Here is a 13,723-nt window from a genome sequence, read left to right as displayed (position 1 = left end):
GCTGAAAGGCTGAAAGTGAATACCTATGAAATATCTCGTAACCGGCTGTGCAGGATTTATCGGATGGAAAGTGACGGAATTTTTGCTGGAGATGGGTCATACCGTCGTCGGGGTTGATAACATAAATACCGCTTACGACATACGTGTCAAGCAGTGGAGACTCAAGCAACTCGAAGGCACCCCAAACTTTGAATTCCACCGTTTTGACATCTGCGACCGAGATGCACTGCGAAAAATATTTAGAGGTTCTGATACGGCACAGCGGAGTGTGCCTACTACTTTTAATGCTGTGATTAACCTTGCAGCACGCGCCGGTGTCCGGCAGTCTGTGGAAAATCCGTGGGTATACGTTGATACGAACGTGACCGGGACGCTAAACCTGTTAGAGTTATGCCGTGAGTTTGAAGTAAGTAAATTTGTATTGGCTTCAACATCAAGCCTCTACGGTGCGAACAACTCACTTCCGTTCAGTGAGGAAGCGAACACAGACGGTCCCTTATCCCCTTATGCTGCTTCAAAAAAAGGTGCCGAATCGCTTTGTCACAGTTACCACCATCTCTACGGTATCGACGTGACAATCTTCCGTTTTTTCACTGTCTATGGGCCCGCTGGTAGACCTGACATGAGTGCGTTCCGCTTCGTCCAATGGATTAGCGAAGGAAAACCGGTTATTGTCTATGGCGATGGCAAACAGTCCTCGCGAGACTATACCTATCTCGAAGACATTGCCCGGGGTGTGATTGCAGGGTTGAAACCGCTCAAGTACGAAGTGATTAATCTCGGTTCAGATAGTCCCATCGTGCTGATTGATACGATTCGACTGATAGAGGAATTAATTGGCAAAGAAGCGGAACTCTCACATCAACCGTTCCATCCCGCAGATGTGCGTGCAACGTGGGCAGATATCCGAAAGGCGGAAAAACTTTTAGAGTGGCGACCACAGGTCACTTTTCGAGAGGGAATAACCGCACTTGTGGAATGGTATCAGGCAAATCGGGAATGGGCAAAGCACATCCAAACAGGCTAAACCGCAGATACAGCCTGTGAACCGCTACGCTGCGTTAAAAGCGTGACCGCCTTTTTCAAAGCGTTCGCGTCCACCTTTATTTTCGCTATCTCTACCTCGCGTTGCACATAAGTTAGTGTATGCTCCGGACTCATCGGGGCAGCAATGTCTTGTACAATCTTATGGAGCCGTTTAACATCGGCTTTCTTGATGCCTGTCTGTGCCTCAACGCGGGTATGTAGCACAGCAGGAGATTCCGGCTCCTCAACGGGTTTTGCTTGCTTGGTCCGGGTGGGCTTAGCTTTAGGTTTCGACTCGGCAGACGACGCTGTCAGTGTCTTCGCACGACGGGCACGTTTTCGAGAAGTTCCCTGTTTAGCGGACTGAATTTTCCCTGCCTCCAAGGATTTGACTCCACATTCTTTACATAACTTCGCTGTGACATCTCCCAAGGTCATCGTTACAATAATTTCACTGATTGACCCACAGAGTTCACATTCGGCGAGGTTTTCGATGCCTGCAAGGATGTCCGCCTGTATTGCCAACATCTTTTCCTTGTCGGTCTTTGTCTGCTTCTCCTTCTGGCAGAGCGCGATCAATTTCTGGGCAGATTTTTCAATTGTGTCTAAATGTCCCATGTTTCCCCCTAAGATGCCTAACAAGGTACCCCGATATTAGATTTTTTAACGTGATTTGCAGGCGAGATTTGTGACAGGAGACGTACCTATTCCAGACAATTATTCCGACTGTTGTAAGGCAGTGACTTTTTTATCCGTATAGAGTTTATATTCAAAACTATCAAGCAGTGCCTCGCAACTCGCGGAGATGATATTCTCTGAGACACCGACGGTTCTCCAACTTTTCTCTCCGTCACTCGCTTCAATCAGCACTCTGACTTTTGAACCAGTGCCAGCTTTGGTATCCAGCACTCGGACTTTGTAATCTATGAGCCGGACTGTCTGCAGGGCGGGATAGAACTGTTCGAGAGCCTTTCGGAGTGCCGTGTCAAGTGCGTTGACCGGACCATCGCCATCGGCAGCGGTATGTGCAGTCAGACCGTCTGGTGTCGTGACCTTTACGGTTGCTTCGGAACGCATCGCGAAATCAGTGAACTGCTCAATAATCACGCGAAAACCGACAGGATCAAAGAAGGACTCATATCCGTTAAACACCTTATGTGTCAAAAGTTCAAACGATGCTTCAGCGGCTTCGTATTGGTAACCTTCTTGTTCGGCTTCTTTGAGACGCTTGAAGAGTTCTAACACCTGCGGTGAATTCTTATCGTAATCCGGATACTCCTTCTCAATTTTTTTCATGATCGTGCCGCGTCCGGCTTGGTCAGAGACGAGAATCCGTTGCGTATTGCCAACCGTTTCGGGTATGATGTGTTCATAAGTAAGGCGGTTTTTACGGATCGCATCGGTATGTAAACCCCCCTTATGCGCAAAAGCAGAACGTCCCACATAGGGTTGACGCTCATCATGCGGGAGGTTCGCCAATTCGCTGATAAGTCGTGATACGCTCGTTAATCCTTGCAGCTGCACATCGCTGAGACACTTTATCCCGAGTTTGAGTTGAACCGTAGGGATAATAGAGGCGAGATTAGCGTTTCCACACCGTTCACCATAGCCGTTGAATGTACCTTGTATGTGGGTCGCACCAGCCTGTACAGCCAATACCGAGTTTGCCGCACCCATCCCAGCATCGTTGTGCGTGTGAATGCCGACAGGCAAAGATAACTCGGCGAGGACGACCTTGACACCTTCCTGGATCTCCAATGGCAATCTACCACCGTTGGTATCACAGAGGACGAGACAACTCGCACCACCTGCTGCAGCGGCTCGCAGTGTTTCTACTGCATACGCAGCGTCATCGGCGTAGCCATCAAAAAAGTGCTCCGCATCGTAAATTACCTCGCGACCGTTCTCCACGAGGTATCGGACAGAACTCTCAATTAATTCCAAGTTCTCTTCAGCCGTCACGCGCAGGACATCGGTCGCATGGAGCCGCCAACTTTTCCCGAATATCGTGACAGTTCGTGCCCCCGTGTCCAGCAAAGCAGATAGATTCGGATCGGCATCGGCGGTATAAGTCGGGTATCTCGTGCTACCAAATGGCACAATCGTCGCTGTTTCGAGTGCCAGCCCCTTCGCCCGCTTGAAAAATTCTATATCTTTCGGATTGGAACCTGGGTAACCCCCCTCAATGTAGCGGATCCCTAATTTATCAAGTGCTTCTATGATGATGAGTTTATCTTCAACAGAAAACGCCACGCCTTCTGCTTGGCTGCCATCCCTGAGCGTTGTATCGTAAAATTCAACCATGTTATTCTTCACTGTAAGTTTTGGCTCGCGCTTTTGAATATGGGCTTGCAAACTTTGCCCTACAACGCCAAAATTTGGTGTCTCCTTTTAGTAGCAATACCCGTTTAATTGTTACTGAAATTCTATCACATTTTAGGGCAAAAGTCAAGATATTTGTAGTTCTACGACATGTTTCTCTTTCATAATCCACATAATTGTGTTATCATTTAACCATCATGAAAAACTATGCTATTTTACTCATTTGCGTTGCGTTGTTGTTTCCAGGTTGCGGAATGTTGGTGTCAAAACCGAAACCCATTGCGCCCCCGTTACCAACAGCTTCTATAGACCCGCTCGAAACACTACACACCGATATTGATGCCGTTTTGCAGGAAACGTTGTTCACAACAGCAAGTGTCGGTATAAAAGTTGTCGCTGTCAAAACAGGGGAGGTCGTTTATGAAAAGAACCCCTACAAACTCCACCATCCTGCCTCCACAACAAAACTCTTCACGGCAGCAACCGCCTTGGCAAAACTCGGATCAGACTACCAGTTTGAAACGACTGTCTACATCGATGCGGATGCGGATACACAAGTGGTCGGAGACATCTACCTCAAAGGCAGAGCCGACCCAGTGCTTCAACCGATTGATATAATGAAATTGGTCGATACGTTGCTTGAAACTGGCTTGAAATCGATACAAGGTGACATTGTCGTTGATACAACATACCTCGATACTGTTCGGGAAGGTCCCGGATGGATGTGGGACGATAGGCAGCTTCGGATTAGTGCTTTAAGCATCAGACAAATAGAACCGGAACCGGGTACAAGGAGCAGAGCCCTTGCATGCGGTTATCTACTGAAAAACGAACTCATAGAGAAAGGTATTGAGGTGACAGGTGATGTTGTCCCCGGCACAGTGCCATTAGATGCGCGTACGGTTGCCAAACACTTATCGCCGCCACTCGCCGATATCATCAAATTAATGAACAAACCGAGCGACAATTGGATCGCCGAACTGCTTTTCAAAACGATAGGTGCTGAAGTGATGGGTGAACCCGGCACATGGCAAAAAGGGAGAGATGCTGTCAATGAATTCTTAGAAGAAATCATGGGTGAACCATCAGCGCATCGGTTTGTTGATGGTTCTGGACTCTCTCGCTATAATCTCCTCAACGCCGAATTGCTCACGCAGTTGCTCGTCTATATGTATCAGAATTTTGAGTTGATGCCGGAGTATGTGGCATCGCTCCCGATTGCTGGTGTTGATGGCACCTTAAGCAGTCGGATGCAAGGCGTATATGCTGAAAGGATATTACGTGCGAAAACAGGGACGTTGAGTGGTGTCTCTGCGCTTGCTGGCTACACGACCACGGCAGATGGTGAGGTCTTTGCATTCGGTATCCTCATCAGCCACTACGTCGGTTCTGCTATCCCCGCGCGGGATATCCAAGATAAGATTGGAAACTATTTAACAAGTTTCAGTCGTCATCCCGTTAGTAATGTTAACGGCAAACTCTCCGAAGATGAATAGGAGCAACTTGAGCGTGCTATTCTATTAAGGCAATTTCTTTTACGATTTAAGTTTTCGTGTGGTATAATATTCGCTGTTTCATAGCACAGATTTAATGAGATAATTATAACCTGACTGTCTGCGGATTCTCTGCCAACCTTTCAAAAACTGAAACAGTCTTTGAATACAACAGACATACTATACGGATGTTTTATGCGAATTGTTAGAGAAAATGAGTTGGTGAAATTTGCAGAGCGACATCCGAATATTCGTGCCTCCCTCAACCATTGGGCACAATTGATAAGAGCAGGAAGTTTCAAGTCAATTATTGAGTTGCGTGAAACGTTCGGACGCGTTTCACCAGTAAAGGTACGCCCCAAAAGATTTAATCGCGATTCAATAACATTAACAGTTTTCAACATTAGTGGCAATGATGCCCGTCTCATTGCGGTTGTACAATATACGAAACAGGTCGTGATTATTGATCAGGTGCTAACGCACGACGAATACGATACAGGAAATTGGAGAAAGTGAACCATGTTAACTGAAAGACCACCTACACAACATACATCGTCAACACCAATTTCTATGGAACTTAATGCCTTGCTTGAGAAAACGGATATTAGCGCGTTCTTCCAAAAGCAAACAATTGCTGAGTTCAGTTCTGAGCATCTACAAACCCTGATGTGGAAAATCGTTCCTGAAGTTCCAATACCTGCTTCCGAACCAATAAAGGCATCGGAACAAGAACAGGTTGAATTTGGTCCGTACCCCGAAAACGACTACCAATGGCTTGTAGAGGTACTTGAGGCGTTAACCGATATAGTGAGTCGGAACGTAAACAACGACTTTGCTGCACTGACCGAAGTTGACTATGAACAACTTGATGCCGTACTGAAAGAGTTGATTTATGTGGTTGGTGATGATGAAGAGCATTCCTTGGCACCATTGATGGATTTCATCGGTACCCTCACCTCACAATATGAGGACAAACACTTTCCAAAATTGACAGACCTATTCCCCGAACTAATGGAGGGTGTAAAGCCAAAAGACACAAAGGATAAGGAGTGCAAGGATAATTCTACAAAGGTATCAAAGAAACCTATAAATACACTTGCCGCAGAGGCGTTTTTCTCCATCGGTAACTCTCTTTTGGAAGGAAATAGGGAAGAGAAAGCAATTTACGCTTACAACCAAGCGATACATCTGAATCCGAAGTATGCGCATGCTTACTACAATCGTGGGATAGCGAAAGGAGCATTAGGTCAACATGAGTCTGAGATTGCCGATTTTGATGAGACGCTTCGACTCGCACCGGATTTTGCCAAAGCTTACTTCTTACGAGGCTTCACAAAAGTCACACTGAATCGCTATGAATCCGCGGTTGCTGACTTTGATGCAAGTATCCAACTGAATATAGACGACTCCGTAATGTATATAGCCTACTTCCTGCGCGGCTATTCAAAATACACACTACGGTTCTATGAGGATACAATTGCCGATTTTAATGAAGGTATCCAGCTCAAACCAGATGATGCATATGCCTATTTCATACGGGGGCGTGCGAAGGTAGCATTAGAACGCTATGAGGCTGGGATTACTGATTTTGATGAAAGTCTTCAACTCAATCCAGAGGCAGCGTATGTCCATTTTTTGCGAGGTAGTGCAAGAATAGAATTAGGTAGATACCAGTCTGCGCTTACGGACTGTGAGGAAGCGATTCGGAGAAATCCTGATTTGGCGGAAGCCTACCATACACGAGGCGAAGCCTATCGTCTTTTAGGCAAAACGCTGGAAGCAAAAGCCGATTACCAGAAAGCCTTGGAATTAGCAGAGGAAACCGACGACCAAGACCTCAAAATCGAGATTGAGCAATCGCTTGAAAAACTTAACAACACCGAGTAGAGAACAAATTTCCTCACAATCTATCCTAATCAAACCGCGACGTAATCTCCGGCGGCGGTTCTCCTACAGCAGACTTTCCATCCCGCAACAACGGTTCCGCATTGCCCCACAAACGACTCCCATCATGTGAGAGAAGAGGCTCAGCGGAATACTGTGCGAGGTAGGCACGCCGCAGATTATTCGTGTAGTTCGTCCCGCTGCAGTGGAAGTTGACACTCGTAAACGCCACAATGCTCCCCGCAGGTACGATAGCAGGGACACCCTTCTCCGGTCCGAAATAGCCCACCATATCATTGCTTTCATCGTCACGGATGTGCTTTACCCATGAACGGATACCGATGTTGGAAAACGGCATTACATAGACTGTCCCGTTCTCTTCGGACATATCGTCAAGGGCACACCAACAGGTGAGATACGGTTTGTGATCGGGATAACCGACGTAGCCTGAATCCTGATGCCAACTGAATTTCATCCCCTCTTCCGCGCCTTTGACGACATATTGTTCCCAGAAGAGATACGCCGTATCGCCTAAGGTGGCGCGGCAGACATCTGCCATCAAGTCGCTGAACAGGAATTCGCGGAGTTTTGGCTGCCTCCTGAAGCAGTTTGAGACGAAATACCGTTTACCGCGATGGTTGAGACCGAGTACATCTGTGTCCTGCCGCGCCATCTCAGCATCCGCCTGATTGATAAAGGTCCCGCATTCACCGCGAAGCAGTTCCAGCAGCGGTTCCGGGATAACATTTTCTAAAATGAAATAGCCTTCCTCTTGGAATTGCTGTTTCTGTGCATCGGTTATATTCATTTTTTTAATTATTCAGTTTCTGCTCTGCCCTCCACTGTAGGAGGGGTTTGTAACCCCGATTCCTTCGGGCTTCTATTCGATATTGACCCGACGGACAACCTGACCGTTGCTTTCCCAATAAGTATGTTTCCCAGTCATGTAGTCAGAGTCTGCAGCGGGTTGGATATTCCCCTTCGTATCAATCGCTCTGGAGACGACAGTATGTTCACCCTTCGGCGGATTATCCCAATTAAGATGCCAGATTTTCCATGCGAATTCCGTGTTCTCTTCCGGGTCAATCGTCGCTTTTTGCCATGCGCCGCCATCAATACTCACCTCAACGGTAGCAATAGGCGCGCCCCACGCCGCACCGTAGATACGGTACTTGTCGCCGATACGCGTTACTTTCGCTGCTAACGATTTCAACTGTGTCCTACCGACCGAGGTCTCCATCCAGACCGATTCGCCATCGGGACGTTTCTCTTCACGCATCGTGACATAATCGCGTCCCATGAATCTCCCCATATACCGGGTATCCCGCACCTCAATACGCTTAAGCCACTTGACACATGCGATGCCGTACCAACCCGGGGCAATCAGGCGTAGTGGCGCGCCGTTGTCGTGTGGTAACGGTTCCCCGTTCATCTCATAGCAGAGAAGCATCGTATCTTCCAGTGCGTCTTCAACGGACATACTGCGTGCGAAATTCTGACGCATCTTGACCTTTCGCCGTTCCTCTTCGCCAACATCGTGTCCGAAGAAAATTACCTCAATGCCGTCTTCTTGAATGTTAGCTTCCTTGAGGATAGGGGCAAGCGGTGTACCCGCCCATTTCGCGTTGCCAATTGCCCCAGTAAACGTTGGAAATCCGTGGTTGCCGGAGCATTCGAGCGTAAAGGTTACCTCTTGCCGCGGACGCGCTTTAATGTCGTCAATCGCGAGCATCAGCGGATTATCGACCAAACCGCTCACTTCTAACTTCCACGTCGCGAGATCAACTTCAGGCTTGCCGTAGTGTGAAACGTTGAAGAATTCAGCGTTCGGTGTTATAAACGTATCCAATTCGTTCCAATCCAACAAGACTCGTTCTGAGGGTGGCGGCTGATCAGTGAACGGTATAAGCACTTCACCTTCACGACTGGGGAAGGCATAGACTGCCCACGGGCTGAGTAGCAGTCCTGTAAGCGTTAAACCGCTGCGTCGCAAAAAATCTCTACGCTCCATGGTGACTCCTCATTTTTCGGTAGACGTGGCTTAAGCCTTCATCGCCGCCATATAGTTGGCATTAACCTGTTTCCAATTGACGACCTTACCCCAAGCATCAACATAATCGGCGCGCCGGTTCTGATAGTTGAGATAATAGGCATGTTCCCAGACATCAAGACCGAGGATAGGCGTATGTCCCTTCATCAAAGGACTATCCTGATTCGATGTCGAATAGATTTGCAACTTCTTCTTATCATCAACGACAAGCCATGCCCACCCTGACCCGAAATGCGTTTTCGCGGCTTTGGTGAACATCTCGCTACCAGCATCGAATGAACCGAATGTGGATTGAATCGCCTCCGCGACTTTCCCTGTGGGTTCGCTACCACCGGGAACCATAATGCTCCAGAAGAGCGTGTGATTGGCGTGTCCGCCGCCACTGTTGATAACGGCTTGACGGATGTCCTTCGGCACTTTATCAATATTCCGAAGCAGTACCTCAATCGAGAGGTGCTCCAAATCGTGATGATGCGCAATCGCTGCATTGAGTTTATTAACATAGCCTTGGTGGTGTTTTCCGTGATGGATCTCCATCGTGCGTTTGTCAATGTGAGGTTCAAGCGCATCGTGTGGGTACGGGAGTTTTGGCAGCGCATGGCCATGGCTATGTGCATGCTCGTGGTGGTCTGCGTAAAGGCGCAGCGGACTGTTTGCAAGAAGCAGCCCTGCCACTGCAGTGCTTCCCTGAATTAAAAAATTTCTACGATTCATAATTTCTCCTTGTCCTGCTGTTTTGAATAGGATTTTAGCAGGATTTTAGGTTTGTGTCAATATAAAATTCAGTTGATTTTGGTAAAGAGATGTGGTATGTTGATTACAGTATTGCTACGAAGGAGAAATGCTTTATGCCTAAAGTAGAATTAGATTATCTTCAATCCGTTGAACTTGATAAAGTATGGGAGAACGAGCCGGGCGACTTTACACCGTGGTTAGCGGAGGAGGAAAACCTCAAACAACTTGGTGAAACACTCGGTATGGAACTTGAATTTGAAGGACAAGAATTGCCTGTTGGAAATTTCCGGGCGGATATCCTGTGCAGAAATACAGTAGATGGTTCGCGGGTGCTGATTGAAAACCAATTAACGAGAACCGACCACCCTCACCTCGGTCAACTTTTGACGTATGCAGCTGGATTGGATGCCCGGACAGTTGTCTGGATTGCAAAGGAGTTTCGAGAAGAACACCGTGCCGCGCTTGATCGGTTAAATGAAATTACAAACGAAAGTTTCCAGTACTTCGGGATAAAAATTAAGGTATGGCAAATTGTTGGAAATTCCGCTCGCGCCCCACAGTTTGAGATCGTTTCCAGCCCCAACAATTGGAGTCGTACGGTGAGTCGCGAAACACGAGGCTTTGAGGACAAAGATCTTTCCGAAGCCCAACGACTGAAGCAAAAGTACTGGTCCAAATTACGCGATTACATGATTCAGAAGGATACGCCGATTAAATGGGGCAAATTAGGACACTGGGGCGACCAAGGTTTCAGCATAGGGCGCGGCAATTTCGGATTAGTCGCACGACAGAACTCAAGAGACAACTTTATTGCTATTATACTCTTCATGCTCGGAATGGACGCTAAAAAGCATTTCGATTTGTTGAAGGAGCAGCAGCAGCAGGAAATTGAGGACGAACTTGGCATCTCACTTGAATGGAAAAAGTTACCTGAAGGTAAGCAAAGTTTAGTGTTATTTTCCAAAAGGGATACAGATCCAGCAAACGAGGTCGATTGGCAAAATCAACATGAATGGCTTGCTTCAAATCTCGAAAAGTTCGACGAGGTCTTCCGACCCCGCGTAAAAGCACTTAATGCTGATGACTGGGAACCTCCTGAAGACGAGGGTGATGAATAGACAATCAATGAAAAACACAGACACTTTTCATATCCTCGCATTAGATGGCGGAGGCACCCGCGGCATGTACACCGCCCAACTTCTCGCTAAAATTGAAGAGGTTTTTGGAACGCGGATCAAAACCTGTTTCGATCTCATTGCTGGAACAAGTACAGGTGCCATCATCGCCGGTGCTGCTGTCTCCGACATCCCGATGGTGGATATCGTTGAACTTTTTGATACCGAGACACCACACATCTTCCGAAGGAGATGGTATCGCATCCCGTTGTTCCTCAGCAAATATCCAAGCGAACAACTCGCCAAGGTTATCGCCAAGCATATTCCCGCAACGCCTCTCGGTGAAATAGCAACGCCGTTGATGATAACAAGCTCAGAGATCACCAAAAGTGAAGTTCACATTTTTAGGTCCAATTATGGAAGTCTCGATTCGGAAATCGCTCCTACAAATCAAGGGGTCTGTTTACGAGATGCTATCCTCGCTTCTTGTGCTGCACCCACATTTTTTGCCCCAAAGTCCGTTGACAACCTCTTGTTAGCAGACGGCTGCTTATGGGCAAACAATCCTTCCGCAATTGCCGCCACAGAGGCACTCTCAGTATTTAGAAAAGCCCCGCAAGAGATTCGGATGCTATCCATCGGCACAGGACACTCGGTGAACATGTACCAACAAAGACGGGGTTGGGGATTTCTCACCGGATGGGGTGGCGCGAAACTAACCTCCTACGTGATGACATTGCAAGCCCAAGCATCCGCACATGCAACGAAACTGTTGCTAAAGGGCAATTATTTACGCGTCAATCCAGAAATCGATCGCTGGGAGATAGATACCCTTACGCAGTCAGACAACCTCAAATCTCTTGCCGATCGCGATTTTGAGAAGCATGCCGCAGAAATTAGAACATTTATTTCCGCCTAAGATAAAATAAGACAATCACCGCAAAGTGTTGTTCTCACGCTCTCCTATTTTTTTCTAACGCTATCATCCGCGACTTAAACAACCATAATATACTTTTTCGTAAAAAAGATTGACTTTTTATGTTGTAAAATGTACAATGCAGGAGAATGTGACAAATTTTTCCACTTTAAGAAGTGTAAGGTAATTTCTTGTTTCGTTAACGAGAGGCTAAAAACCTCAAACTTCATCCATTAATAATGCTATTTCCAATTTCGTCTTGGAGTAGGATTTAACTGGACCCAATCAGGGAATAAGGAGAAATTTTCATGGAAGCGTTCAAGCGATTTATAGGGATTGTGCTTATCGTCATTGCGGCGATAGTCGCCATCCAAACAATACTTGAGCCGATTTACCACACCTCCACCGATGATAGTCCGCACAGTTCCGCTTGGGACTACATCAATCCGCTCTCCGCCATTTCGATAATCTTGGGGTTGATATTCGGCTACATTCGTATGCGTGGCATCGGTGAGAATTCAAGCGTTCAAGAGTACATAGCGGCGAACACGTTATTCTACGGGTTCATTTTCACAGCTATAATATTCTTCTGGAACTGGTTCGGCATCATGGGTGCCGCGTCAGACTTTACGGCTGTCGGTATGGACACCCGCAGTTTAGTATGGATCCTCTTTGATGCCATATTGCCACCGTTGAATATCGCAATGGGTATCTATCTGCTACGTGCCAGCGAATAGGCAACGAAGCCTATTTCAGCGTTAACATTCTGGTTCAGAGTAGGGCGATTTCTCAAACGAATGTGTTATTACGAACCTAAAAGCGAAGTGCGCGCTTTCTAAGCGCGCACTTTACTTTTTTATGGACAATTTTCGAGATTCCTGATACCCTTTACTGCCAAGATAACAACCTAAGACCCCTTCTGATTGAAGATTTTTCTTAAAAGGTCTACTGTTTTTAGTTATGCCCGGTGCGGTTAGGAAACCGCACCATAGATATCAATTTAGTAAATTTTCAGTGGTTTCCTCGTGAAGTCCCGTAGGTTGGATAGAACGGTGTTGAGAAGTTGGATGTTGGTAGGCCAAACACACCTGAAAGCTAATATCCCACTATATCTACTCATGAACGGAGTGAAACCCAACTTTAGACTGTCAGGGTCTCAGAACCTTCAAGGTATCCAAAGCGTTGGGTTTTACTCGGTTTCTGGTGGCTGTTGTGCATCAGGAACAAGTCGTATTTTTCTCTGATTTGGCAGGCTTTGGTGGTATCCGTTCAACCTAACCTACAGGACTGTTTTTAGTTATGCCCGGTGCGGTTAGGAATGCAGATCGCATTTGGGTGTGTACACCGCAAAACCGCCCCTACCGGATCTGGATGGTATAATAGGAGAAATTTTATGGAAATAAGAGCAAACCGAGTAAAAGAGAAATTAGCTGCTGGTGATTTAGCATACGTCATCTCAGGACTCACGAATGCTGACGATATAGACCTCTTCGGTCCAAACGGATACGACGGCGTATGGCTGGAAGGCGAACACGGTGCTGTCGATGCATCGCGAATCGGCGATCTGACGCGGGCATGCGACCTCTGGGGCATGACCTCTATCACACGCGTCAATCGTAACGATCAGGCACTGATCTACCGCACGCTTGACTGTGGTTCGATGGGAATTTGTGTCCCGCACGTCAACACGAAAGCGGAGGCCCAAAACGTCGTGGACGGTACAAAGTTCGCCCCCATCGGTCACCGCGGGATGTATACGAGCCGCCAAGGCTATGGTGTGGACAACTATTTTGATGTCGCTAACTCACAAACGCTCGTCATCGTCTTGATTGAAGACATTGTCGCGGTTAACAACTTAGACGAGATTCTCACCGTCGACCATATTGATGTATTTTTCGTGGCACCATCGGATTTAGCGACTTCTATGGGGCATATCGGGAACCTTACCCACCCCGATGTTCAGAACACAATAGATACAGCACTTGCTCGTATCCAAGCGGCAGGACGAGTTGCTGGCACCTTGACGCTTGATGCCACGGTTGAGAAATATGTCAAGGCAGGTGTACGGTTCTTAATGACAGGTGTTGGCGGATGGATTACGTCCGGGGCGGCAGCATTTAAAGAACGCGCAGAAAGCGCGAAAAACTAATTTGCAGCATAACGTATCAAAAAGGGGAAACTC

13 protein-coding genes are annotated in these 13,723 nt (G+C 47.2%); 8 read left to right on the top strand and 5 right to left on the bottom strand.

What is annotated here, in order from left to right; genetic code table 11:
- Positions 1-25 precede the first annotated feature (25 nt).
- Complete coding sequence (locus OXH00_21935) at positions 26-1,027, top strand: GDP-mannose 4,6-dehydratase (protein MCY3743684.1); 1,002 nt, start codon at positions 26-28, stop codon at positions 1,025-1,027.
- Here OXH00_21935 and OXH00_21930 read toward each other — a convergent pair.
- On the bottom strand, positions 1,024-1,644 hold the full coding sequence (locus OXH00_21930; protein MCY3743683.1) for a hypothetical protein: 621 nt from the start codon (positions 1,642-1,644) through the stop codon (positions 1,024-1,026). The two genes, OXH00_21935 and OXH00_21930, sit on opposite strands and share 4 nt — an antisense overlap.
- Before the next feature lie 99 nt (positions 1,645-1,743).
- Entirely contained in the window at positions 1,744-3,330 is a 1,587-nt protein-coding gene (cimA, locus tag OXH00_21925) for a citramalate synthase (GenBank protein MCY3743682.1), read from the bottom strand.
- 278 nt (positions 3,331-3,608) lie between these two features.
- Here cimA and dacB point away from each other — a divergent pair, with 278 nt between their 5' ends.
- From dacB to OXH00_21910, 3 genes are all read left to right on the top strand, one after another.
- Positions 3,609-4,844: a D-alanyl-D-alanine carboxypeptidase/D-alanyl-D-alanine-endopeptidase gene (gene dacB, locus OXH00_21920; protein MCY3743681.1), complete on the top strand. Its 1,236-nt coding sequence runs from the start codon at positions 3,609-3,611 to the stop codon at positions 4,842-4,844.
- Positions 4,845-5,036: 192 nt separating this feature from the next.
- Positions 5,037-5,357, top strand: a complete 321-nt coding sequence (locus OXH00_21915; GenBank protein ID MCY3743680.1) for a type II toxin-antitoxin system HigB family toxin — start codon at positions 5,037-5,039, stop codon at positions 5,355-5,357.
- A 3-nt stretch (positions 5,358-5,360) separates the two neighbouring features.
- Positions 5,361-6,728 (top strand): tetratricopeptide repeat protein, encoded by a 1,368-nt coding sequence (locus OXH00_21910; protein ID MCY3743679.1) that lies wholly within the window; start codon positions 5,361-5,363, stop codon positions 6,726-6,728.
- 25 nt (positions 6,729-6,753) lie between these two features.
- On the opposite strand, the gene OXH00_21905 is transcribed toward OXH00_21910, so the two are convergent.
- The 3 genes from OXH00_21905 to OXH00_21895 form a co-directional block, all read right to left on the bottom strand.
- Positions 6,754-7,533, bottom strand: coding sequence for a phytanoyl-CoA dioxygenase family protein (locus OXH00_21905; protein MCY3743678.1), 780 nt, complete (start codon positions 7,531-7,533; stop codon positions 6,754-6,756).
- A 72-nt stretch (positions 7,534-7,605) separates the two neighbouring features.
- Positions 7,606-8,736, bottom strand: coding sequence for a sulfite oxidase (locus OXH00_21900; GenBank protein MCY3743677.1), 1,131 nt, complete (start codon positions 8,734-8,736; stop codon positions 7,606-7,608).
- A 30-nt stretch (positions 8,737-8,766) separates the two neighbouring features.
- Positions 8,767-9,489 carry a superoxide dismutase gene (locus tag OXH00_21895; protein ID MCY3743676.1) on the bottom strand — a complete coding sequence of 241 codons (723 nt, stop codon included), beginning with the start codon at positions 9,487-9,489 and terminating at the stop codon, positions 8,767-8,769.
- 134 nt (positions 9,490-9,623) lie between these two features.
- Between OXH00_21895 and OXH00_21890 the strand changes: the two genes are divergently transcribed.
- The 4 genes from OXH00_21890 (at position 9,624) to OXH00_21875 (ending at position 13,690) form a co-directional block, all read left to right on the top strand.
- Entirely contained in the window at positions 9,624-10,628 is a 1,005-nt protein-coding gene (locus tag OXH00_21890; GenBank protein ID MCY3743675.1) for a DUF4268 domain-containing protein, read from the top strand.
- A gap of 7 nt (positions 10,629-10,635) precedes the next feature.
- The gene (locus OXH00_21885) at positions 10,636-11,544 is read left to right on the top strand and encodes a CBASS cGAMP-activated phospholipase (GenBank protein ID MCY3743674.1); all 909 of its coding nucleotides are present in this window, start codon (positions 10,636-10,638) and stop codon (positions 11,542-11,544) included.
- A gap of 305 nt (positions 11,545-11,849) precedes the next feature.
- A complete protein-coding gene (locus OXH00_21880; protein MCY3743673.1) occupies positions 11,850-12,278 on the top strand; it encodes a hypothetical protein in 429 nt (142 codons plus the stop codon).
- Positions 12,279-12,934: 656 nt separating this feature from the next.
- Positions 12,935-13,690, top strand: a complete 756-nt coding sequence (locus tag OXH00_21875) for an aldolase/citrate lyase family protein (GenBank protein ID MCY3743672.1) — start codon at positions 12,935-12,937, stop codon at positions 13,688-13,690.
- Positions 13,691-13,723 lie beyond the last annotated feature (33 nt).

Source organism: Candidatus Poribacteria bacterium, assembly GCA_026706025.1.
Taxonomy (GTDB): Bacteria; Poribacteria; WGA-4E; order WGA-4E; family WGA-3G; genus WGA-3G.
This window is presented reverse-complemented; position numbering and strand designations above follow the sequence as displayed.